At 67.8% G+C, this 22,542-nt stretch carries 24 protein-coding genes; 16 read left to right on the top strand and 8 right to left on the bottom strand.

Annotated elements, in window-relative coordinates; all coding sequences use genetic code 11:
* Positions 1 to 37 precede the first annotated feature (37 nt).
* From ACVOKU_RS13150 to ACVOKU_RS13110, 9 genes are all read left to right on the top strand, one after another.
* Complete coding sequence (locus ACVOKU_RS13150) at positions 38 to 784, top strand: N-acetylmuramoyl-L-alanine amidase (protein WP_065182073.1); 747 nt, start codon at positions 38 to 40, stop codon at positions 782 to 784.
* 144 nt (positions 785 to 928) lie between these two features.
* Positions 929 to 2,095 carry a murein transglycosylase A gene (gene mltA / locus ACVOKU_RS13145; protein ID WP_481560136.1) on the top strand — a complete coding sequence of 389 codons (1,167 nt, stop codon included), beginning with the start codon at positions 929 to 931 and terminating at the stop codon, positions 2,093 to 2,095.
* 156 nt (positions 2,096 to 2,251) lie between these two features.
* The gene (locus ACVOKU_RS13140) at positions 2,252 to 3,196 is read left to right on the top strand and encodes an alpha/beta fold hydrolase (protein WP_481560135.1); all 945 of its coding nucleotides are present in this window, start codon (positions 2,252 to 2,254) and stop codon (positions 3,194 to 3,196) included.
* A gap of 144 nt (positions 3,197 to 3,340) precedes the next feature.
* Positions 3,341 to 3,622 (top strand): hypothetical protein, encoded by a 282-nt coding sequence (locus ACVOKU_RS13135; RefSeq protein ID WP_053520269.1) that lies wholly within the window; start codon positions 3,341 to 3,343, stop codon positions 3,620 to 3,622.
* An 82-nt stretch (positions 3,623 to 3,704) separates the two neighbouring features.
* Entirely contained in the window at positions 3,705 to 5,750 is a 2,046-nt protein-coding gene (locus ACVOKU_RS13130; protein WP_481560134.1) for a TonB-dependent receptor, read from the top strand.
* 65 nt (positions 5,751 to 5,815) lie between these two features.
* Positions 5,816 to 6,877: a two-component system sensor histidine kinase NtrB gene (locus tag ACVOKU_RS13125; RefSeq protein ID WP_481560133.1), complete on the top strand. Its 1,062-nt coding sequence runs from the start codon at positions 5,816 to 5,818 to the stop codon at positions 6,875 to 6,877.
* Positions 6,870 to 8,318 carry a nitrogen regulation protein NR(I) gene (gene ntrC / locus ACVOKU_RS13120; RefSeq protein WP_065174140.1) on the top strand — a complete coding sequence of 483 codons (1,449 nt, stop codon included), beginning with the start codon at positions 6,870 to 6,872 and terminating at the stop codon, positions 8,316 to 8,318. The genes ACVOKU_RS13125 and ntrC overlap by 8 nt, the downstream gene beginning before the upstream one ends.
* A 93-nt stretch (positions 8,319 to 8,411) precedes the next feature.
* Positions 8,412 to 8,978 carry a superoxide dismutase family protein gene (locus tag ACVOKU_RS13115; protein ID WP_074902335.1) on the top strand — a complete coding sequence of 189 codons (567 nt, stop codon included), beginning with the start codon at positions 8,412 to 8,414 and terminating at the stop codon, positions 8,976 to 8,978.
* Between the two features lie 32 nt (positions 8,979 to 9,010).
* Positions 9,011 to 9,631: a superoxide dismutase family protein gene (locus ACVOKU_RS13110; RefSeq protein ID WP_065174141.1), complete on the top strand. Its 621-nt coding sequence runs from the start codon at positions 9,011 to 9,013 to the stop codon at positions 9,629 to 9,631.
* A gap of 151 nt (positions 9,632 to 9,782) precedes the next feature.
* On the opposite strand, the gene ACVOKU_RS13105 is transcribed toward ACVOKU_RS13110, so the two are convergent.
* On the bottom strand, positions 9,783 to 10,670 hold the full coding sequence (locus ACVOKU_RS13105; RefSeq protein ID WP_481560132.1) for a hypothetical protein: 888 nt from the start codon (positions 10,668 to 10,670) through the stop codon (positions 9,783 to 9,785).
* Positions 10,671 to 10,763: 93 nt separating this feature from the next.
* Between ACVOKU_RS13105 and ACVOKU_RS13100 the strand changes: the two genes are divergently transcribed.
* A complete protein-coding gene (locus ACVOKU_RS13100; RefSeq protein WP_111186508.1) occupies positions 10,764 to 12,059 on the top strand; it encodes an acetyl-CoA C-acetyltransferase in 1,296 nt (431 codons plus the stop codon).
* A 97-nt stretch (positions 12,060 to 12,156) separates the two neighbouring features.
* On the opposite strand, the gene ACVOKU_RS13095 is transcribed toward ACVOKU_RS13100, so the two are convergent.
* From ACVOKU_RS13095 to ACVOKU_RS13085, 3 genes are all read right to left on the bottom strand, one after another.
* Positions 12,157 to 13,467: a heme biosynthesis HemY N-terminal domain-containing protein gene (locus ACVOKU_RS13095; protein ID WP_053518053.1), complete on the bottom strand. Its 1,311-nt coding sequence runs from the start codon at positions 13,465 to 13,467 to the stop codon at positions 12,157 to 12,159.
* Complete coding sequence (locus ACVOKU_RS13090) at positions 13,464 to 14,453, bottom strand: uroporphyrinogen-III C-methyltransferase (RefSeq protein WP_481560131.1); 990 nt, start codon at positions 14,451 to 14,453, stop codon at positions 13,464 to 13,466. The genes ACVOKU_RS13095 and ACVOKU_RS13090 overlap by 4 nt, the downstream gene beginning before the upstream one ends.
* A 104-nt stretch (positions 14,454 to 14,557) precedes the next feature.
* Positions 14,558 to 15,364, bottom strand: a complete 807-nt coding sequence (locus ACVOKU_RS13085) for a uroporphyrinogen-III synthase (RefSeq protein ID WP_481560130.1) — start codon at positions 15,362 to 15,364, stop codon at positions 14,558 to 14,560.
* Positions 15,365 to 15,399: 35 nt separating this feature from the next.
* On the opposite strand from ACVOKU_RS13085, the gene ACVOKU_RS13080 reads away from it, so the two are divergent.
* From ACVOKU_RS13080 to ACVOKU_RS13060, 5 genes are all read left to right on the top strand, one after another.
* Entirely contained in the window at positions 15,400 to 15,867 is a 468-nt protein-coding gene (locus ACVOKU_RS13080) for a YiiD C-terminal domain-containing protein (RefSeq protein ID WP_481560129.1), read from the top strand.
* 32 nt (positions 15,868 to 15,899) lie between these two features.
* Entirely contained in the window at positions 15,900 to 16,325 is a 426-nt protein-coding gene (locus ACVOKU_RS13075; protein WP_053518045.1) for a hypothetical protein, read from the top strand.
* Positions 16,326 to 16,381: 56 nt separating this feature from the next.
* A complete protein-coding gene (locus ACVOKU_RS13070; RefSeq protein ID WP_053518043.1) occupies positions 16,382 to 16,819 on the top strand; it encodes a rhodanese-like domain-containing protein in 438 nt (145 codons plus the stop codon).
* 100 nt (positions 16,820 to 16,919) lie between these two features.
* Positions 16,920 to 17,438 carry a protein-export chaperone SecB gene (gene secB / locus ACVOKU_RS13065; RefSeq protein ID WP_004153553.1) on the top strand — a complete coding sequence of 173 codons (519 nt, stop codon included), beginning with the start codon at positions 16,920 to 16,922 and terminating at the stop codon, positions 17,436 to 17,438.
* Positions 17,439 to 17,457: 19 nt separating this feature from the next.
* Positions 17,458 to 18,483, top strand: coding sequence for an NAD(P)H-dependent glycerol-3-phosphate dehydrogenase (locus ACVOKU_RS13060; protein WP_053518041.1), 1,026 nt, complete (start codon positions 17,458 to 17,460; stop codon positions 18,481 to 18,483).
* Positions 18,484 to 18,633: 150 nt separating this feature from the next.
* Here the strand turns inward: ACVOKU_RS13060 and ACVOKU_RS13055 are convergent, their stop codons facing one another.
* From ACVOKU_RS13055 to ACVOKU_RS13040, 4 genes are all read right to left on the bottom strand, one after another.
* Entirely contained in the window at positions 18,634 to 19,113 is a 480-nt protein-coding gene (locus ACVOKU_RS13055) for an SgcJ/EcaC family oxidoreductase (protein WP_481560128.1), read from the bottom strand.
* A gap of 96 nt (positions 19,114 to 19,209) precedes the next feature.
* The gene (locus tag ACVOKU_RS13050) at positions 19,210 to 19,581 is read right to left on the bottom strand and encodes a hypothetical protein (RefSeq protein WP_065174145.1); all 372 of its coding nucleotides are present in this window, start codon (positions 19,579 to 19,581) and stop codon (positions 19,210 to 19,212) included.
* 561 nt (positions 19,582 to 20,142) lie between these two features.
* Positions 20,143 to 20,928, bottom strand: coding sequence for an SDR family NAD(P)-dependent oxidoreductase (locus tag ACVOKU_RS13045; protein ID WP_481560127.1), 786 nt, complete (start codon positions 20,926 to 20,928; stop codon positions 20,143 to 20,145).
* Between the two features lie 26 nt (positions 20,929 to 20,954).
* Entirely contained in the window at positions 20,955 to 21,941 is a 987-nt protein-coding gene (locus tag ACVOKU_RS13040; RefSeq protein ID WP_481560126.1) for an MDR family oxidoreductase, read from the bottom strand.
* A gap of 115 nt (positions 21,942 to 22,056) precedes the next feature.
* Here ACVOKU_RS13040 and ACVOKU_RS13035 point away from each other — a divergent pair, with 115 nt between their 5' ends.
* Complete coding sequence (locus ACVOKU_RS13035) at positions 22,057 to 22,473, top strand: winged helix-turn-helix transcriptional regulator (protein WP_481560125.1); 417 nt, start codon at positions 22,057 to 22,059, stop codon at positions 22,471 to 22,473.
* The last annotated feature ends 69 nt before the right edge of the window (positions 22,474 to 22,542 follow it).

Below are 22,542 nucleotides of genomic sequence, written 5' to 3'. Positions count from 1 at the left end.
CATGCACGATCCATCCCGATCGCGCACAATCAGGGGCATGCACCCGATCCGCACGTCCCTGCTGCTCTCGGCCTGCCTGCTGCTGGCCGCCTGTGCGTCCGCTCCGCCGGAGCCGCGCAATCCGCTCGCGACCTGGGTGCCCTCGCCGAACCACAACGCGCGGGGTCCGGTCATCATCGTCATCCACCACACCGAACAGGATTCGGTGCAGCAGAGCCTGCGCACGCTGCGCACCGCCAACAGCGGCGGCCGGGTCAGCGCGCATTACCTGATCGGCGCCGACGGCCATCGCTACCAGCTGGTGAGCGATCAACGTCGTGCCTGGCATGCCGGCACGGGCCGATGGGGCACCATCACCGACCTCAACTCGGCGTCCATCGGCATCGAGCTGGACAACAACGGCCGCACGCCCTTCAGCGCGGCGCAGATCGAATCGTTGATCGTGCTGCTGCGCGACCTCACCGCGCGCCTGGACATTCCGCCGCGGCAGGTCATCGGCCACGCCGACCTGGCGCCGACGCGCAAGCAGGATCCCAGCCGTTTCTTCCCGTGGCAGCAGCTGGCAGAGGCCGGCTTCGGCGTGTGGCCGCGTGCCAGCGATGGTCCCGCACCGGAAGGCTTCGATGCCTGGAATGCGCTGGCCCGCTTCGGTTACCCGCTGGAGGATCGGGACGCGGCGGTGGCTGCGTTCCACCGTCGATTCCGTGGCAGCGATGATCTGCCGAAGACGCTGGATGCGGAAGACGCGCGCATCCTGTACTCGCTGCTGCTGCAGACACCGTGACCGCCAGCGCCGGGTCGGAATGCCGGTAGCGCCGGGCCATGCCCGGCGAGCGCACAGCGCGGGATCCGCTTTCCGCCGGCCATGGGCCCGCACTACACCTGCATGAGGTTGCCGGGCCAGCACCCGCCCCACTACATTGCGACCATGATCACTGTTAAGTCGTTGCCGCGCGCGCTGCTCCTCCTGCTCGGTGCAGCCCTGCTCGCCGCGTGTTCCACCCCCGGCACCCGCCCAGGCACGCCTGCCGCTGCCACGCCCGCTGCGGCCACCTACGCCAGGGTTGAATGGAGTGCGCTGCCACCGGTCTCGGACAGCGACCTGCAGGCCGGCTTCGTCGCCTGGCGCAGCAGCTGCACCCGCCTGAAGAACGATGCGGTCTGGGCCAGACCCTGCGCCACAGCCGCTGCGGTGTCAGACAAGGACCCGGTCGCCATCCGCCAGTTCCTGCAGCGTGATCTGGACGTGTATGCGCTGCGTGCGGGTGGCCAGCAGGCCGAAGGCCTGATCACCGGCTACTACGAGCCGATCTACCCCGGCAGCCTCAGCCGCACGGACACGGCAACAGTGCCGGTCTATGGCACCCCCGATGATCTGATCGTGGTGCAGCTGGACAGCGTCTACCCCGAACTGAAGGGCAAGCGCCTGCGCGGCCGCCTGGACGGCAAGGTACTCAAGCCCTATGACGACGCAGGCACCATCGCCGGCAAGGGTGCCAAGGCGCCGGTACTGGCCTGGCTGACCGATCCGATGGACCTGCAGCTGCTGCAGATCCAGGGCTCGGGCCGGGTGCGCCTGGCCGATGGCACGCAGGTGCGGCTGGCCTACGCCGAGCAGAACGGCCATCCCTACCGCGCCATCGGCCGCTGGCTGGTGGAGCAGGGCGAGCTGCGCAAGGAAGACGTCACCATGGACGCCATCCGCACGTGGGCGAAGGCCAATCCCGCGCGTGTTCCGGAGCTGCTGCGCAGCAATCCCAGCTACGTGTTCTTCGTGCGCAGCGCGGACAGCCCGGAAGGCCCGCGCGGTTCGTTGAACGTACCGCTGACTGCCGGCTACAGCGTTGCCGTGGATCGCACCGTGGTACCGCTGGGCAGCCTGCTGTGGCTGTCGACCACCCGTCCGGACGGCACGCCGCTGGTACGCCCGGTGGCCGCGCAGGATACCGGTGGCGCCATTGCCGGCGAAGTCCGAGCCGATCTGTACTGGGGCACCGGTGATGCCGCCGGGAAGCTGGCCGGCGACATGAAGCAGCAGGGCAGCCTGTGGATGCTGTGGCCGAAGGGCGTGGCGCTGCCGGCCCGCGGACCGTAGACCGGGCCGCGGCGATGCCCGCGCGTGGATGCGGTCGTCGGCGTCGGGATTGGCGGACGAATGGTCAAATTTTAAGGACTTTATGTAGCAAACAGTCCCGGAAAGGGGCGCAAAGTGGACCTGTCGAAACCCACTCACTTCGCAGGAGATTCCACCATGAACACCGTCACCCGCACCCTGGCCGCCACTGCCCTGGCTCTGTCCCTGCAGGCCGGCCTGTCCGCCCAGGCTGCGCAAGCGGCGCCCTCCACCGCCGTCGCCCGTACCGCCAGCACCCTCACCACCGCCGATGGCGTGCAGCTCTACTACAAGGACTGGGGTCCGAAGGATGGCCCGGTGGTCACCTTCAGCCACGGCTGGCCGCTGGACTCGGACAGCTGGGAATCGCAGATGATCTTCCTGGCCGACCATGGCTACCGCGTGATCGCGCATGACCGCCGCGGTCATGGACGCTCCAGCCAGCCGTGGGAAGGCAACGACATGGACCACTATGCCGATGACCTGGCCACGGTGATCAACACGCTGGATCTGCATGACGTGACGCTGGTGGGCTTCTCCACCGGGGGTGGCGAAGTGGCGCGCTACATCGGCCGCCATGGCACCGGCCGGGTGAAGAAGGCCGTGCTGATCAGCTCGGTGCCGCCGCTCATGCTCAAGACCGCCGACAACCCCGGCGGCGTACCGATCGAAGTGTTTGATGGCCTGCGCAAGGCGCAGCTGGAAAACCGCTCGCAGCTGTACCGCGACATTCCCTCCGGCCCGTTCTATGGCTTCAATCGCCCCGGCGCGAAGGTTTCGCAGGCCATGATCGACGCCTGGTGGGCGCAGGGCATGCTGGGCGGGCACAAGAACACCTACGATTCGATCGCCGCATTCTCGGCAACCGATTTCCGCCAGGACCTGAAGAAGTTCGACGTGCCGACGCTGGTGATCCACGGTGATGACGATCAGATCGTGCCGATCGACGTTGCCGGCCGCATGTCGGCCAAGCTGATCAAGGGCGCCCGCCTGATCGTCTACCCGGGTGCGCCGCATGGCCTGACCGAAACCCACAAGGACAAGGTCAACCAGGACCTGCTGGCCTTCCTGCAGCAGAAGTGAGTGCAGGGCCCCGGCGGTGAGCCGGGGCCCTCTGCCGTGATCGACGGGCGCATGGCAGGTCATCGCCGGGCCCCTGCGGTGCCCGCTGGGCGATAATGCCGCCCTCTGAACTCTCCGGCTGCCTCCACAGCCAGGACTCCGGCAATGAAGAACGCAAAGAAGTACTACAAGCACTGGGCCGAATCGGGCCTCGGCAAGGGCAACGTGCTGATGGAAGCACGGGGCGACAGGATCGTCCGCCAGGTGGAGATCTACGGCTCCAAGCTGGTATGGGCCGATGAAAACGGCCAGAGCGATGACCGTTTCATGCTGGCTGACCAGCCCGTCTCGTTCCTGGATTTCGATTCCGACGACGAGATCAGCGCGCGCGAATTTGAAATCGCGTGGAAGAAGGCCAGGGAAGCGACCGGTTATCCGTCTGCCTGACGCCCGGCAGACCGGCGCCCCCGATGGTTGCCAGAACTGAAATGTTATAAAGTTTCATTTTTGGCACTCCATCTCCCTCCCCATGAAGACCCCCACGCTGCTGGCCGCCCTGGCGGCGGCTCCCCTTGCCCCTGACGCATTGGCGCAGTCAGCCGACGCGGCGCTCACCCTGGGCAAGGTCGATGTCCACCAGCACCGGGAAGGCGCCCTCAGCGCGCACCAGGTACTCACCTCCGTTGACGTTCTGGGCGCAGACCAGATTGAAGACCGCACCGTGTCCCACAGCTGGGAACTGCTGGGGCAGATGCCCGGCATCCAGCTGACCGAAACACGCCAGGGTGCCGAGTCGGGCAAGGTCAGCTTCCGCGCCTTCAATGGCGAGGGTTACCTCAATGCCATCAAGACCCTGATCGATGGCATCCCGAGCAACGTCAACAGCGGCAACCAGCGCTTCATCGACATGCTGTTCCCGCTGGAAATCAGCTACATCGAGGTGGTGCGCGGGACCAACGATCCGCGTTATGGGCTGCACAACATCGGCGGCAACGTGAACTTCGGTACCCGCCAGGGCGGCAGTTACACCGATGCGCGGCTGGCGTATGGCAGCTACAACACGCGCGATGCGCAGCTGGCGGTGGGCCGCGAATCCAACGGCTTCGCGCAGAACTACTTCATCGGCACCCAGGCCAGCGACGGTTATCGCGAGCACGACACCTCCAGGAAGTATTCGCTGGGTGGCAAGTGGTTCTACGGTTCACTGGACGATGGCCTGCGCGTGGGCTTGACCGCGCGCGCCTATCACCACGAGGCGGACGAGCCCGGCTTCATGACGGCCGAGGAACTGCGCACGCACCGCCGTGGCAGCGACCTGCGCAACGCCCATGACGGCGACGACCGCGACATGCGCCAGTTCGCCGCGCATCTGGACCTGAAGCTGTCCGACGCACTCGTTCTCGGCACCCGGCTGTACTACAACCGTTACCAGGACGATCGGCGCGTGACCTTCAGCGACCTGCCCACCGGCAACCTGCCGCGCCAGCGGCGGCTGTGGGACGAGCGCCAGGCCGGCCTGCTCACCACGCTTACCTGGCAGCCCGCAGCCACGCTGACGGTGGAGGGCGGGTTGAACTACGAGCAGCAGGACAACGGTTACATCCGCGAGCGGTATACCTACGCCGAACCCACCGATTTCACCCGCCCGCCGGCCCGCGTGCAGAACGACGACCGCCACAGCTTCGACAACGTGGGCGCTTATCTGCAGGCCATCTATCAGCCAGCCGCCGCCTGGAAGATCGTGCCGGCCTATCGCGTGGACCGCTTCAGTGGCCGCACGCGGTTGATGGATGGCACCCGCGGGCGGCTGCAGGACTACGGCACCATCGGCCAGCCCAAGCTGAGCGTCATCCACAGCCTGGGCGACACCACCCACGTCTACGCGAACTGGGGCCGCACGTTCCAGGTGCTGACCGGTGCCACCGCGCCGGCCTATCTCACGCCCGGGCAGACGCCGATGCGTCCTTCCACCAACACCGGCATGGAGCTGGGCCTGAAGTTCCAGCCCTTTGACGGCGCCCAGGCCCGCCTGGCGATATGGCAGCAGGATGCGGAGAACGAGGTGTCCAACATGCCGGCCACCGGCACCACCGTCACCCTGGGCAAGACCCGGCGCCGTGGCGTGGACGCGCAGTTGAGCCTGCAGGTGGGCGACGACTGGACGGTGTGGGCCTCGCACGCGTACCAGGAAGCGAAGATCACCCGCGACAACCGCGCCCCCGGCGTGTCCCTGCAGGGCCGCGAAGTGGCCGCCACCCCGCGCCACATCAGCAACCTGGGCGTGGACTACCAGGCCAGCCAGGCACTGCGGCTGGGCCTGCAGGCGCGCGCGCAGGGCGACTACTACCTGGAAGAGCGCAACGTGGCCGGCAGGTTCGGCGGCTTCGCCGTGCTCGACCTTACTGCCGCGTACCGGATCAATCCGCGCTGGAGCGTGGACCTGCAGCTGAAGAACGTCACCGGACGCGAGTACGCCTACGCGTGGTACGACAGCTTCTTCTGGGACAGTGCCCGGCCGATGTTCTCGCCCGCCCCCGGCCGCACCGTTTTCGTCGGCCTCAGCATGAAGCTTTAGCCCGGCGGGGCGCTCCGGGCTGCGGAAGGAACGCATCCGCCACGCTTTTGCACTACATTGGTGCAATGTCCGACCCCGCGCCGCCACCGTCCCTCGATGCCCTGGGTACCCCCTTGGCCTGGGCCGCTGCCGACGGCCGCATCGCCGGCTGCAATCCGGCCTTCGGCCGCTGGCTGGGCGTCAGCGGCCGTCGCCTGCTGGGCCAGCCCCTGGCGGCGCTGGAGGTGCAGGGCGAGGCGCTGGCCCACTTCCTGGCCCGCGACGAGCGTGACAGCCTGCGCCTGCACCGGTTGGCACTGGCGGTACCCGGAGAGGCACCCCGCTTCGCCGAAGGCTGGATGAGCCGCCGTGATGATGGCGGCTGGCTGCTGGAGGCGCATCCGGTCGATGAGTTCCCCGGGCTTGACCCCACCCAGGCCTTGCCGAGCGCACTCAGCGCGGCGCTGAAGGGCCTGGCCCACGAACTGCGCAACCCGCTGGCTGGCCTGAAAGGCGCGGCGCAGCTGCTGGCGCGCCGTGCCGCACAGCGCGATGCCAGCGAGCGCGAACTGATTGAACTGATCGGTTCGGAGATCGAACGCCTCAACGGGTTGCTTGACCAGCTGCTGTCGCCGGCGCCGGCCGCACCGCATGCCGCCTTGAACATTCATGCAGCACTGGAGCGCGTGCTGCGCCTGGCCGAGAACGAAGCGGGCTGGGCGGTGCGCCTGCAACGCGACTACGACCCCAGCATTCCCGAGCTGGATGGCGACGCCGACCGCCTTACCCAGGCAGTGTGGAACCTGGTGCGCAATGCGATCCAGGCCGGCGCGGGCACCATCACCCTGCGCACGCGCGTGGAGCATGGTGCGCGGGTTGCCGAGCGGCTGCATACGCTGGCGCTGCGGCTGGAGATCGCCGACGACGGTCGCGGCGTACCCGAGGAGCTGGCCGAACACCTGTTCCTGCCCTTGGTCAGTGGTCGCGCCGAAGGCACCGGCCTGGGCCTGGCGTTGGCCCAGCAGGTCGCGCGCGAGCATCGCGGCACGCTGACCTACCGCTCGCGGCCCGGCCACACCGTATTCACCCTGCTGCTGCCGATCGGCAGCGGCACCGTTCCGGCCGAGGAGGCCCCGCGCGATGTCTGACGCGTCCCCTTCACCCCAGCGGATCTGGGTGGTCGACGATGACCGCGCCGTGCGCTTCGTGCTGTGCACCGCGCTGCGCGAGGCGGGCTATCGTGTCGATGATTTCGACAGCGCCGCCGCCGCCCTGCAGGCGCTGGCCGAGGGCTCTCCGCCGGCACTGCTGTTCACCGATGTGCGCATGCCCGGCGATGACGGCCTGGTGCTGCTCGACAAGCTCAAGGCCGCCTTGCCACAGCTGCCGGTGGTGGTGATGTCGGCCTACACCGATGTCGCCAGCACGGCGGGCGCCTTCCGCGGCGGCGCGCACGAATTCCTGTCCAAGCCGTTCGATCTGGATGATGCCGTAGCGCTGGCCCAGCGCGTGCTGCCGGCGGTCGCGCCGGCACTGGCCGCGCCGGTACCGGCCACCGAGGCCTCCGCCGACCCGTCGCCGCAGCTGGTTGGCGATACGCCGCCGATGCGCGCGCTGTTCCGCGCCATCGGCCGGCTCGCGCAGGCGCCGCTGGCGGTACTCATCACCGGTGAAACCGGCACCGGCAAGGAGCTGGTGGCCAACGCGCTGCACCGCGAATCGCCGCGTGCGCAGGGCCCGTTCGTGGCATTGAACACCGCCGCCATTCCCGCCGAGCTGCTGGAGAGTGAACTGTTCGGCCATGAAGCCGGTGCATTCACCGGCGCACAGCGCCGGCACATCGGCCGCTTCGAGCAGGCCGACGGTGGCACCCTGTTCCTCGATGAAATCGGCGACATGCCCCTGCCGCTGCAGACGCGCCTGCTGCGCGTGCTGGCGCAGGGCGAGTTCTTCCGTGTCGGCGGTCGTGAACTGATCCGTGTCGATGTGCGCGTGATCGCCGCGACCCACCAGGACCTGGAAGGACGGGTGGCGCAGGGGCTGTTCCGCGCCGACCTGCTGCATCGTCTGGACGTGGTGCGCCTGCAGCTGCCGCCGCTGCGTGAGCGCCGCGAGGACATCGCGCAGCTGGCCACCACCTTCCTGGCGGCGGCCGCACGCCGGCTGGATACGCCGACCAAGCGCTTGACCGCCGCTGCCTTGCAGGCGCTGCGCGAGCACGACTGGCCGGGCAATGTGCGCGAACTGGAGAACGTGTGCTGGCGGATGGCCGCACTGGCCGCCGCCGACACCATCGGCGTGGCCGACGTGGATACCGCGCTCAACCGGGCACGCACCCGGCGCAGCAGCACCGGCGGCACCGACCCGGGGCAGTGGGAGGCGCTGCTGTCGGAGTGGGCGCGGCGGCAACTGGCGGAGGGCGTGGAAGGGCTGCATGCGCAGGTGCGCGAGCGCGTCGATCACGCCCTGCTGGACGCTGCCCTGCAGATCACCCACGGTCGCCGCGCGGAAGCCGCGGCGCGGCTGGGCCTGGGCCGCAACACGCTGACCCGCAAGCTGGGCGCAGGCCGCCGCCGCGGCCCCCATTGAACGGTCCCTGCACGCGATCCTCGCATCCGCTTGCCGAACCGTTGATCCCTCATGGACGATGCCGTCCGTAGTGTCACCTGCAAGGAGTCTTCGATGCGCCTGTCACCTGCCCTTCTTCCGCTGTCCGCCGCCGCGCTGCTGTCCGCGTGTGGCAGTACGCCGAAGCCGCAGCCCACGCCACCGCCGCCGGTCGTGACCAGCACCGCACAGCAGGCCGAGGCCAATCTGGCCCCGGCGTCGGCCAGCATCGTCAGTGGCCGGCTGGTGCTGAAGGTCGAACCGGCAGGCGTACACATCACCGGCCTGGTCGGTGGCCTGCAGCCGATGCAGCAGGCAGGCTTCCATATCCATGAGCGCGGTGACTGCAGCGCCGTGGATGCCAGCAGTGCGGGCAATCACTTCAATCCCGGCGGCGTCGCGCACGGTCGCGCCGGTGCCGGCACGCATCACCTGGGCGACATCGACAACCTGCGTGCCGATGCCCAGGGCCGCGCCAACGTCGACATCCACCTCAAGGGCGTTACTCTGGGCGGAGGCGCCGCCACCGATATCGCAGGACGCGCATTGGTCGTACATGCCAATGCCGATGACTATCGCAGCCAGCCTGCCGGCAATGCCGGCGTTCGCATCGCCTGCGGCGTGATCCGCGTGACGCGCTGATCGCCGCCGGCCATCTTCCAAGGAGAGCATCCATGCGTCTGATCCATACTTCGCTGTTCGCGGCCATCGCCGCCCTGGGCCTGGCGGCCTGCGGCAAGCCGGCCGACACCCCGCAGACCGAGACGCCGCCGGCCGCGCCGGCCGAGAGCGCAACCACCGAGCCTGCGCCTGCCGCAGAACCGGCGTCCACCGCCGATGCCTCGGCCACGGCCGAGCTGGCACCCACCCAGGGCAACGAGACCAAGGGCAGCGTCACCTTCAAGCGGGTCGACGGCAAAGTGCACGTCACGGGCCAGATCAGTGGCCTGAAGCCCGGCAGCGAGCACGGTTTCCACATCCACGAGAAGGGCGACTGCAGTGCGCCGGACGGCACCAGCGCCGGCGGTCATTTCAACCCGGGCAAGCAGGACCATGGCAGCGTGGCCAGTGATCCGCACCACGGTGGCGACATGCCCAACATCAAGGCCGACGACAAGGGCGTGGCCACCATCGATGGCCCGGTGTCGAGCAACGTGAACATCGGCAAGGGCGATGATTTCGACATCATCGGCCGTGGCCTGATCGTCCACGCCGATCCGGATGACTACACCAGCCAGCCGACCGGCAACGCCGGTGCGCGCCTGGCCTGCGCAGTGATCCAGAAGGCCCCGTAAGGCCGGCCCCGCTGGATTGGAAAACGCCGGCGCAGGCCGGCGTTTTTCTTTGCATCCCTTGCTGTAGAGCCGAGCCCACGCTCGGCTCAGACCGCCGGAAGAGCAGCCGAGCATGGGCTCGGCTCTACAACACACGGCCGCCGTTTCCTTGTCAGCGCGCCAGCAACTCGCGCGCGTCCTGTCCCGCCTCGCAATGCACGAACAGCACCGGCACACCGTGTGCTTCCAGCACTGCCGCCATCTGCCGCTGGCGCATCAGGAACTGCTCATAGATGCCCTGCAGGCGATCGCAGTCGCCACTGTCATGACTGTAGTGGGCGCACCAGCCGGCCGGATCGAACAACGCCATGCGCGCCTCGCCATGGCTGTAGCGCAGCAACGGCTCCGGTGCGGCCTCAAGCCATTCATCCTCGCCCGGCGCCATGATCGCGGTCTCGATCAACGGCCACAGCGCGCCCAGGCCCTGGTTGTCGTACTGCATCGACATCATCGCGGCCAGGTCGTTCACGGTGAAATAGCGCGCATGCTCGATGCGGGCACCGAAACTGTTCTGCGCCATCAGCGCGGTATCGGCATGGGCCATGCCATTGGCCAGCAGCACCTCTTCCAACGCATCGGCCACCGCACGGGTGGTCGCCACATCACTGCCGGTCAGCAGGAACGGCAGCACACGCAGGCCGCCACCCACCAGCGTCGCATCGGCCTGGAACGGCAGCGGCACATCGCCATTGGCATCGGTACCGAAGGCCAGCAGCCGCGGGCCCTGGTTGCGGCCCGGCGCGCGCATCTGCAGTTCTTCCAGGCGGCGATGGATCGGCCAGCCCGGGCGCAGCACTTCGGCCGGGTCGAAATGGGCGGCGGCCAGGACCAGGTCCAGCTCGGCCACGGCCGGTACCAGCTTGGACAGGTCGCGGCCGACGCGCTCGGCCAGTTCACCGGCCTGGTCTGCGCTGAGTACCGCCTGGCGGGGGATCTCGCCGCCGGCCAGTTCCAGGGCCAGCACGCCAAGGGCATTCATCGCGGGGTCGGGTTTGCTCATGGTTCCACGGTTGGCCCATCACAGGGCGGCAGCTACACTTGGCCCCATTATGCCTGCTCTGTCGTGCAGGCCATGTTGCAGACACCCTCATCCATGCCAGGTATCTCCATGCCCAACGCTCGTCCCGTCGCCATTCTCGGTGGCGTCCGCATTCCGTTCTGCCGCCAGAACACCGCGTATTCGGATGTCGGCAACCTCGGCATGTCGGTACGCACGCTGGGCGCGCTGGTCGAACGCTTCGGCCTGCACGGCCAGCAGCTGGGTGAAGTGGCGATGGGTGCGGTGATCAAGCACTCCAGCGACTGGAACCTGGGCCGCGAAGCCACGCTGTCCTCCGGACTGTCGCCGCTCACCCCGGGCATCACCCTGCAGCGTGCCTGCGGCACGTCGCTGGACAGCATCATCACCGTCGCCAACAAGATTGCTCTTGGCCAGATCGAATCGGGCATCGGCGGCGGGTCGGACACCACCTCCGACGTGCCGATCGTGTACGGCAAGAAGCTGCGTGCACGCCTGCTGGCCGCCAACCGCGCCAAGAGCACCGGCGACAAGATCCGCGCGCTGACCTCCGGCTTCAAGTTCTCCGAACTCAAGCCCGAGTTCCCGGGCGTGGCCGAACCGCGCACCGGCAAGAGCATGGGCGATCATTGCGAGGACATGGCCAAGGAATGGAACATCTCGCGCGACTCGCAGGACGAGTGGGCGGTGTCCTCGCACAAGAAGCTGGCCGCCGCCTATGAGCGTGGCTTCTTCAACGACCTGATCGCGCCGTTCCGCGGCGTGGAGCGCGACAACATCCTGCGCCCGGATACCTCGCTGGAAAAGCTGGCCACGCTGAAGCCTGCGTTCGACAAGGTGTCCGGCCGCGGCACCCTGACCGCCGCCAACTCCACGCCGCTCACCGATGGTGCCGCGGCGGTGCTGCTGGCCAGCGAGGAATGGGCCCGCGCCCATGGGCACGAGCCGCAGGCCTACCTGCGCGATGCGCATGTCTCGGCGGTCGATTTCGTGCACGGCGAAGGGCTGCTGATGGCACCGACCGTGGCCGTGCCCGAGATGCTCAAGCGCAACGGCCTGACCCTGCAGGACTTCGACATCTACGAAATCCACGAAGCGTTTGCCGCACAGGTGCTGTGCACCCTGCGCGCGTGGGAGAGCGAGGATTACTGCCGCAACCGGCTGGGCCTGGAGGCACCGCTGGGCCGCATCGATCCGGACAAGATCAATCTGCTGGGTTCGTCGCTGGCAACCGGTCACCCGTTTGCGGCTACCGGCGCGCGTGTGATCGCCACGGCCGCAAAGCAGCTGGCCGAACGCGGCGGCGGCCGCGCGCTGGTGTCGATCTGCACGGCAGGCGGCATGGGCGTGGTGGCGATCGTCGAGCGCTGATCGCTGCAGAAGGCTGTCCATGGAAAAGCCGCCCGGATGGGCGGCTTTTTCGTTGCGGACCCGGTGGGGTGCCGACCCTTCGCCGGCACTGCACCGGTCAGGGAAGACGGGGGTTGCCGAACTCGTCGCGCTCTTCGTTGGCGTTGTACACCGGGGGTTGCGGCACCGTCGGCAGGTCCTCCACGGTGGCGCGCGGCGGCACCTCATCGGCGCCGGCCCCTGCCGTGCGCACCAGCGCCACACTGTCCTCGCCGCGCTGCAGGCGCAGCGCGTTGGCCAGGCACTGTGCGGCCAGCGCGTGTTCACCCCGCTGGGCGAACAGCTCACCCAGCGCTTCCCAGGCCGGGGCACCGGCGCCGCTGGCGATCGCTTCGTGCAGGAACGTATCGGCAGCGTCCCATTGCTGCTGGGCCAGGGCGACGCGGCCCTGTGCCAGGCGCAGCGCCGCCGAATCGTCATGCACGTTGCGCCAGCGCTGCAGGTTGGCCTGGCGCGTGGCGAGGCGTTCGGCGGGCAGCCGGCCATACAGGGCCACCAGTTCGTCGTCCCAACGCTGGTCCAGGGCGTGCTCCAGCGCCAGCAGCGCCGGCTCGTCCCAGTTCAGCGCCACCGCGCGGCTGGCATAGGCGCCCACCACGTCGGGGGTCGGCCGCAGCGCTTTCGGCGTGGCTTCCCACTGCGCGGCCAACGCATTGACGTCGGCCGCTTCCAGCAGCGCCTGCGCGGCCAGGCGCGCTTCCAGTTCGCTGTTGGATTCGGCCGGCAGCACCTTGCTCTGACGCAGGGCGCCCAGCTGTCCATACGCTTCGTGCGCACGACCGGCGCGGGCCAGTGCCTCGGTGCGCAGCCACAGGCCACGCGGCGGAAGCGGCTGGATCGCGGCCACGTCCAGCACGTTGATCGCGTCCACCGGCAGGTCGCGCGCCAGCAGTTGCTCGGCGCGCAGCAGCGCCTGCAGGGTGGCATCGGATTCACCCAGCCGCTGCAGCAGCGCCTCACCTGCGCTGGCGTCAGCACGTGCCTGTGCACTGCGCACGGCATTGGCCAGCGCCACCGCGCTCACTTCCGGGTCCTTGGCGGCGCCGTCGAGCAGCTTTTCCGCGCGCTGCCACTGGCCGTGCTCGTAAGCCTGCAGGCCATCGATCAGGCGCACCCGGCCCTGCTTGCGGCGGTAGCGGCCCCACGCACGGAATGGTGCGGCGATCAGGCTCCACAGCAGCCACAGCACCAGCACTGCAATCACCGTCAGCAGCGCCACCTTCGGCAGGTTGCTGTGATAGTCGTAGCCGCCATAGCGCAGAATCACTTCGCCGTAGCGGTTGAGATCGTCGGTGCCGAGCCATTGCGCGGCGACCACACCAATGGCCACGGCCAGCAACAGCACGACCAGGGATTGCAGGGGTTTCATTCGGGTAGCCTCCGGTCGGTCTGGGTGCGCAGCTGTTGCAGGGTGCTGCCTAGGACGGTGTTGCTGGTCTGCAACGGAAGCTGGCGCAAGGCCTGCAGTTCAGCACGCTGCGCGCGCAGGGCCGGTGAATCCGGCCAGCGCCGCTGTGCCCATTGCTCCACGCGCGACAGCGCGGCGTCACGGCCGGCACGGTCGCCGCGCTCGATCGCCGCCCGGGCCAGGGTCAGTTCCAGTTGCAGTGCATCGTCGGCGTTGCGCCGTTCGGCGGCGGTCAGCGGACCGTTCTGGCGGCTCGGGCTGATATCGACGAAGGGCGCCAAAGCGGCCTGCCACCACGCTCGTGTCTGGTCGCCGGCCGGCGTACTGGTCACCTGGGTCGGCAGCCCCTGCAGGGCTCCGGCCAACGCATCCAGTCGCTGCAGCGCCTGAACGCGGGGTCCGGCACCCAACGCATCGAGGGCATCGCGCTCCTGTACCAGCGCCTGGCGCAGGTTCAGGCCCTCGCTGTCGGGCAGCGCGGCCAGCGCGGTCGCGGCCTGTGCATAAAGACGGCGGGCACCTTCGACATCGTCGGCGTAGTTCAAGCGCTGTGCGGCCTGGGTCAGCAGCAGTTCGGCCTCGTCGCGCTGCACGGCCTGCCGGCCCTGGTTGGCACTGTCGGCGAGCTTGGCGAGGTTTTCCTCCAGCAGCGCACTGCGCTGCGACAGGCCCAGCATTTCGTCGCGCAGCACGCGATTGGTTGCGGCCGCGTCCTGCAGGCGTTGGCTGGTTGCGCGCTGGTCGCGACGCAGCGCATCCAGCGTGGCCTCCAGGCCCTGCAACTGCACCGCCATCGTCCGTGACTGCGCTTCCTGCTCATGCTGTTGCTGCTGCCAGAAACGCCAACCGGCATAGCCCCCTGCACCGAGCACGGCCACCACCGCCAGCGGCAGCAGCAGCCAGCGCAGGGAGCGGCGGGGCGGGGAAACGGGGGCGGTGTCGTTCATCAGGCTTCCTTGTCGGCGGCGTCGCCGGAAGGGTTCCGGCAGGCAGCGTCAGGCACAGCATCCCTGTTGCCGACGACAGCGGCAAGCGTGACCCACGTCCCTGTTCAGGTCGCTGCCGGCCCGGTGAGCGTGGTGTGTGCAGCGGCGATCAACTGCGGGGTGGTCGGCCCCGCGCTGCGTACCACCCGCAGGCCCAGCGCCTGCGCCTGCACGCCCAGCCGTTCGCTGGCGACCAGCGCGGTGGCACGGGCCTGCAGCCGCTGCTGCCACTGCGGCGACAGCTGCTCCCACACGCGTTGCAGGGCTTCACCGCTGCTGACCGCCATCAGCCAAGGCGCAGAACACTGTCCCAGCCGTGCCAGGGTGCGAGGCGACAGGCGCAGCGGTTGGCGCCGATAGACGTCGGCACGTTCGATGCTGGCACCCGCCGCCTGCAGCCGGGCGGCAATCAGGCCCCGGCCGCCGGGCGCGGTGACCAGCCCGATCCGCAGGCCATGTACGCCCGCCAGTACCGGCAGGGCCAGCAACCCCTCGCTGTCCATCCGCTGCGGCGCGTGGACCTCGCTGATGCCGTGCGCCTGCAGCGCGCGTGCGGTGCCCTCGCCGACCGTCAGCCACGGGCTGTGCTGCGCCGGGCGCAGCGGCAGCAGCGCGGCAGCCGCCGTGACGGCGGCGGGGCTGGTGAACACCACCCGATCGCAGTTCAGCGCGCGTTGCAGCTGGCGCACCACGGCAGGGCCCTGCAAGCGTTGCAGCCGCCACGGCGACAGCGCCACCAGCTGCCCGCCGAGCCCAGCAACGGCGCGGCGCAGCGCCGCATGCTGGCCCTGCGGACGCAGCGAGATCAGCGTCCAGCCCGCGCCGCGGCGCGCGCTGCCAGTGGGTATCGTATGGTCATCCATTGCCTGCATTATGCGGGCCCGCCGTTGTCGTGGTTGCTGCTCCGATGTCCGTTGATGCCCTGAGCTCCTCGTTGGCCTCCCTGCAGGAGGTGCTGGACTGCATGCCTGCGGTCCGTGCCATGCAGATCCGCCTGGACGGCTATGCCGATGGCGTGCTGCGCATCACCGCGCCGCTGACGGCGAACGTCAACGACAAGGGCAACGCCTTCGGTGGCAGCCTGGCCTCGGTGCTGACCCTGTCCGGCTGGGCGCTGGTCAGCCTGCGCCTGCGCCTGGCCGGCCACGACGCCGAGGTCTACGTGGCCGACAGCAACCTGCGCTACCTGGCGCCGGTCTACGAAGACCTGCACGCGCATGCCGAGGCGGCCGAAAGCGGTGCCTGGGACACCTTCCTGACCACCTTCCGCCAGCGTCGCAAGGCCCGCATCAGCATCATCGCCACCCAGCCGGCCGCCGACGGCCGGGCCGCTGCCGAGTTCAGCGGTCGCTTTGTTGCCTTCGCCAAAGGGTAGGATGGCAGGCTGACGCCCTGCGGAAACCCCTGATGCGCCGCCTCATCCAGATCCTGTTGTGTTCCCTGCTGCTGGTCAGCGCCATGGCCGGTGCCGACGAGCTGAGCCGCAAGCAGCGCAAGATGCTGGAAGAGACCCAGATCGCCTACGGGGCGACGATCCGCTGGGGCAGCATGGACGACGCCATCGGCTACCTGGATCCGGTGCTGCGCAAGGAAAAGCCGCCCACCGAGTTCGAGCTCAACCGTTATGCACAGCTGCGGGTGTCCTCCTACCGCGAGCGCAGCAGCGCCTCGCTGCCCGATGGCCAGGTCGAGCGCCGGGTGGAAATCGGCGTCATCAACCAGAACACCCAGGCCGAGCGCACCGTGGTGGTGACCGAGCGCTGGCGCTGGGATGCCGAGGCCAAGCGCTGGTGGCAGGCCGGTGGCCTGCCGGATCTGTGGCAGGGGCAGTGACGGGCCGCGTCCGGCTTGTGCGACAATCGGCGCCCGCTTATCGACCCGTGACCTGAGTGAATTACGAAGAGTTGCTGGCCTTTGCAGGCCGAAACCCGATGCTGTCCGCGGCCCTGGTCGGCCTGACCGTGGCCCTCATCGTCACCGAAATCCGCCGCCTGTTCCGGGGCTTCAAGGGCATCAAGCCCGCCGAACTGACCCAGCTGATGAATGCGGGCGGCACGGTGGTGGTGGACCTGTCCGCCAGCGGTGACTTCGAAAAGGGCCACATCGCCGGCAGCCGCAATGCGCAGGCCAGCGCGTTCGGCCCGGAGCACAAGCTCGTGGCCAGCGCCAAGCAGGCGCCGGTGGTTCTGGTGTGCCGCAACGGCAACGCATCGGAAACCGCCGCCAAGGCGCTGAAGAAGGCCGGTTTCGAAAAGGTCTTCGTGCTCGAGGGCGGCATTCCCGCCTGGCAGCAGGCCGAACTGCCGCTGGTCAAGGGCCGCAACTGATTGCCGCAGGTGGCGGATCCGGCCTTGTATGGGCCTGATGCCGCCCCCATCGCAGTAATTCGACCCTAGTTTTCATTGCATTCACCTGGAGTTACTGGAAATGTCCGAAGAGATCACCAACGGCGCCGCTGCGCCGGTCGATGCCGCTACCGGCCCCGCTTTCACCGTCGAGAAGATCTACGTCAAGGACGTCTCCTTCGAGTCGCCGAACGCACCGACCATCTTCAATGACCAGGTGCAGCCGGAGCTGCAGCTGAATCTGAACCAGCAGGTGCAGCGCCTGGGTGAGAACGCGTTCGAAGTCGTGCTGGCCGTCACCCTGACCTGCCAGGCCGGTGAGCGCACCGCCTACGTGGCCGAAGTGAAGCAGGCCGGCGTGTTCGGCCTGGTCGGCCTGGACCCGCAGTCGATCGACGTGCTGCTCGGCACCCAGTGCCCGAACATCCTGTTCCCGTACGTGCGCCAGCTGGTCAGCGATCTGATCCAGGCCGGCGGCTTCCCGCCGTTCTTCCTGCAGCCGATCAACTTCGAAGGCCTGTACGCAGAAACCCTGCGCCAGCGCCAGGAGCAGGGCGACGCACCGTCGCTGGCTGACTCCGAGCCGGCCGGCAACGCCTGAATCCGCCGCGACGTCACGGATGAGCACTACCGCTGACAAGATCGCCGTGCTGGGCGCCGGTTCCTGGGGAACCGCGCTGGCCAGCCTGCTCGCCCGGCACGGTCACCCGACCGTGCTGTGGGGGCGTGATGCCGCCGTGGTCGAGGCCATCGACCAGCGCCACGAGAATCCGCGCTACCTGCCGGGCATCCCGCTGCCGGACAGCCTGCATGCCACCACCGACCTGGCGTCGGCGGTGCACGGTGCCGCCTGGATCCTGGTGGTGACCCCGTCGCACGCGTTCAACGAGACCGTGCGCGCGCTGGCGCCGCTGCGTCCGGCCGGTGCCGGCGTGGCCTGGGCGACCAAGGGTTTCGAGCCCGGCTCCGGCCGTTTCCTGCATGAAGTCGCGCGCGAGATCCTCGGCGAGGACGTGCCGCTGGCCGTCGTCACCGGGCCGTCGTTCGCCAAGGAAGTCACCCAGGGCCTGCCCACCGCGATCACCGTGCACGGCGACGTGCCGGCGTTCGCGCAGACCGTGGCCGAAGCCATGCATGGCCCGGCGTTCCGTGCCTACACCGGCGACGACATGGTCGGTGCCGAGCTGGGGGGCGCGATGAAGAACGTGCTGGCCGTGGCCACCGGCGTTGCCGATGGCATGCAGCTGGGCCTCAACGCCCGTGCCGGCCTGATCACCCGCGGCCTCAACGAGATGCTGCGGCTGGCCGCGGCGATCGGTGCCAAGCCGGAAACCCTGATGGGTCTGGCGGGCCTGGGCGATCTGGTGCTGACCTGCACCGGCGACCTGTCGCGCAACCGCCGCCTGGGACTGGCCCTGGGCCGCGGGCAGACGCTGCAGGATGCCGTGCGCGAGATCGGGCAGGTGGTGGAATCGGTGCAGACGGCCGATGAGGTGATGCGTCAGGCACGCCGACACGGCATCGATCTGCCGATCTCCGATGGCGTACGCGCCGTACTGCACGGCGAGCAGACCCCGGCAGAAGGCCTGCGCGCATTGCTGGCGCGCGAACAGAAGCCGGAGTATCCGGACACGCTGTTCAAGTAACCGAAAACCCCGGCCATGCGCCGGGGTTTTTTCATCAGGGAGTACCCATGCGGGTGCCGGACCGGACACAGGCTTTGGTGGGTGCCAAGCTTGCTTGGCATCACGCGCGCAGCATATCCACGCGTGGCGTGGATCCATTGCAACGCCCGATCACCGCGCCTGTGGCGGCGCGTTGCCGTTGTCCATGTCCGAGAAGATCATCCAGGGTCCATCGCCCGCGCGCGTCAGCGTCAGCGTGAACTTTCCGGTATCGCCGACGTTGCCGCCAAACGTGTAGGCACCAATGATGTAGGCCGTGCTCCTGTCCACCGCGTACGCCAGCGCGCGCAGGCGCAGCGGGCTCCCGCCCTGTCCGGCGTAGGCGGCCGCGATCGCGTCGCGCCCGCGCACCGGCGGCTGGTGGCTTTGCAGGATGAATCCGTCTTCGGCGAACAGCGCCGCCAGTGCCTTGCCATCGCCCGCGCTCCACGCCTGCTCGTAGTCGCGCAGCACGCGATCCAGTGCCGCAGGCAGTGCCACGTCGGGCAGGCGTTCAGCGGGCGGCGGTGCGCTGCTGGCGTGCTGCGCGAGGGCAGGACCGGCCAGCAGCACGGTGGCAAGAAGGATCGCGGCATGGAAGGGTCGGCGCATGCGAAGAGTCCCGGGCGGTGGCAGAAGCCTGGCCGCAAGAATAACCACACGGGCCGGCCCCGGATCGCGCGGCCGAGGGTGCGCGAAACGTCCCTGTCAGCCCGGACGCAGCAAGGTGCCGGCCTGCACTGACAGTGACAGGCAGGCCATCACCAGTCCTTCCATCACGCGATCGCCCACGTACTGCTCCTCCGGCCCGTTCTGCCGGACACGCTCGGCGGCCAGCAGCATCTCCAGCGCCACCCGCAGGCCGGCGTGCGCGCAGTCGGCATCGGCCAGCGCCAGTTGACGGCCAGGCAGCGGATGGCGTTCCGGCCAGGGCAGGCCATCGGCGGCTGCGCCGCTGCCGATCCGTTTCAGCGTGGCGATGAAGGTGTTGGGGTCGGACGGGGACTGTTGGGGGGTCGCATCGGCATCGTTGGCCGGCGCGCTGTCGGAATGCGGAGGGGGAAACTCGGGTGTGGTCATTGATGAGGCTCCGTGCAGGACAGACGGTAGCCGCCACGGATAAAGGTGGCGGGCGGAGACGTGGCTCGAAAACCGGGAGGTTGCTAGGCCGGCAGGCACAAGGCCTCCACGCTCCGCCCGCCATGGCCGGCGGACGCGCTGCCAGCCGGCACCACACGAGGTGACACCGGCTGGCAACCGTAATCAAGCAACTCCACGGGTTTTCGATGCCCGGCCACCTTTTGGGGTGGCACCACATCTGTACCTGTGTCACTGCGCAACGCCAATGAGCCGAGTTGTATTCAACCCACGATGCTCGACGCTTTCAGCATCCTCGCACACGGTTAAGTAGTCGCAGACGTTGATGGCGCAAGGGCCTCACGCATTCGGGGAATCTGCGACACGAGTCGTGCTTGAGTGCTTCAGGGCGCCGCGAAACCTGGACGATTGCGTCAGGTGAGACGAGCGCAGATCGCCTGCGCGGCTTTCGTCAGAACGCAAGAATCGGGCTCGCCATGACGTGCTTCCGACTGCGTCGACATCCATGCGTAGATCCGCTGAGTCAGTCATCGGTGCGTCCTCTCAGCGAAGGTAGCGAGCGGCGACCTCACTGCGTGAGAGGTTGGGCGCCATTGCCAGGCGGGCCTGCTGAAGGGCCAAGTACTGTGCTTCGTCGGGCAACGGAGGGATGGTGACCGTTTCGCGGCGGTCGAAGCCCACCAGGGCAGCATCGACCATCGCACCAGCCTCCATCAGGAAGCCAGGTGGAAACTCGTCCATGCTCCGCCCTGCCTTTTCCCAGAGTTCCGTGCGGGTCGCGCCAGGCAGGACTGCCTGGACGTAGATTCCGCGAGGTCCCAGTTGCGCCGCCAGCGCTTGACTGAGATTTAATAGATAGGCCTTGGTCCCGCTGTAGACGCCTTCGAACATCTCTGGCGCCAGTGCAAGCACGGACGACAGATTGATGATCGCGCCTTCGCCTCTGCGCAGGAACGCGCGGGCCGCCGCAGCACACAAGCGGGTCGGTGCGGTGACATTCAACGCGATGATTCTCTCCAGCGCTGCCGGCTCGTTCTCGAGCATTCCGCCTTTGAGTGACACACCGGCATTGTTCACCACAAGGCCGATATCACCTTGATCGATGCGTGCTTCGACCACAGCAAGCCCTTCCGGCAGCGTCAGGTCAACGGGGATGATCTCCACCGGCACGCCGGTCTCAGCCCGAAGCGCATCGGCGAGCGAGTCGAGTCGTTGTGCGTCGCGCGCGACCAGTACCAGGCCGTAGCCGCGACGCGCGAGGCGGTCCGCGTACACCGCTCCGATTCCAGTGGAGGCGCCAGTGACGAGTGCAACAGATTGGGAACTCATCGTCTTATCCTGATTGGAGTGATTCATCAGCGATTGACATCGACCAAGGTACGGCCTTTCGAATTGCCTTGAAGCATCTGCGCGGCGGCAGCCGGAACATCGCCCAGGCTGATCTCCCGGGTAGTTGATGCCAGCTTGGCCAGGTCCAGGTCAGCGGCAAGCCGCCGCCATGCTTGCTCGCGCAGTTCAGCCGGTGCGCGGACGGAATCAATACCGGCAAGGGTCACTCCGCGCAGAATGAAGGGCAGAACCGTACCTTGCAGCTCGCGCCCGCCGACGAACCCGCAGGTAGTGGCGATACCGCGATACCGCGTCTGCGCCAGGGCGTTGACCAGAGTACGGCCGCCAACCGCGTCTACCGTAGCCGCCCAACGCTCGGCTTGAACCGGGGGAGCCTCTGCGGACAGCGTCGAGCGATCAATTATGTCAGCAGCGCCCAGCGACGTCAGATAGTTCGCCTCGCTTGCTTTGCCTGTGGACGCCACAACTCGATAGCCCAGGCCGGATAGCAGGGCCACGGCGACGGATCCGACACCACCCGATGCACCCGTGACCAGTACGTCCCCATCGCCTGGCTTGACGCCGTGTCGTTCAATTTCCAGCACGCTGAGCATGGCCGTGAGGCCTGCGGTTCCGATTGCCATGGCCGAACGTGCGTCGATGGCAGCCGGAAGCTTTACCAGCCAGTCGGCCGGAACTCGAGCAAGCTGCGAGAAGCCGCCATGGTGGGTCTGGCTGAGATCCCAGCCCGTTGCCACCACCGTGTCTCCCGCGCTGAAGCGCGGGTCTGCCGAAGACTCGACCGTGCCGGCGAAATCAATGCCTGGAATCAGCGGAAACTTCTGGATGATCTGCATGCCGGCCAGGGCGATCGCATCCTTGTAGTTCAGGTTGGACCACGCCACCCGTACGGTGACGGCATCATCTCCCAATGAAGACTCTTCCAACTGCTGAACGTCTGTGGTGACCGGACGGTCTGCGGATCGGTCGGAGACCAGAGCACTGAATGACACGGCGTATCCTTGGGGTGTGTGTGGTGCGAATATAGGCGTGCTCGGCGATGTTCGTAAGAACGTACATTTATCGCCCTTACTATCATCCGTGTGCCTATGAGCCTGGAGAAGACGCATGCGTACCAAACGACTGGATCCCAAAAGCGGGTGTGCCGTAGAGCTGACCCTCTCCGTCATTGGTGGGGTCTGGAAACCACTGTTGCTGTTTCACCTGCTCATGGGAAAGAAGCGTTTCATGGAATTGACCCGGCTGATTCCCACCGCAACCCAGAGAATGTTGACGCTCCAGCTGCGGGAGCTGGAAGCCGACGGCCTCATCAATCGCCATGTATATGCTGAAGTTCCGCCTCGTGTTGAGTATGAAGCGACCGAACTTGCGCGCACTCTTGCGCCAGTAATGCTGAGCCTGCGGGAATGGGGAGAGAATTACAGAGAATATGAGCAGCGGTTACCGCCAATTGAATGCGGCTGCGATGCGTCGGTAAACGCAGTGAAGCGCAGGAAGAAAGGGGCGCAGAAGGTCGCTCATTGAGCACGGCCGCTTCTGGCCGCAAGCGCCCCTCGGCGGGCGTTGGACTTCGGGTTCGAGGACTACAGGACT

The sequence above is a fragment of the Stenotrophomonas sp. STEN147 genome, assembly GCF_056757995.1.
The sequence above is the reverse complement of the archived record's forward strand: the minus strand, read 5'-3'. Positions and strand labels throughout refer to the sequence as shown.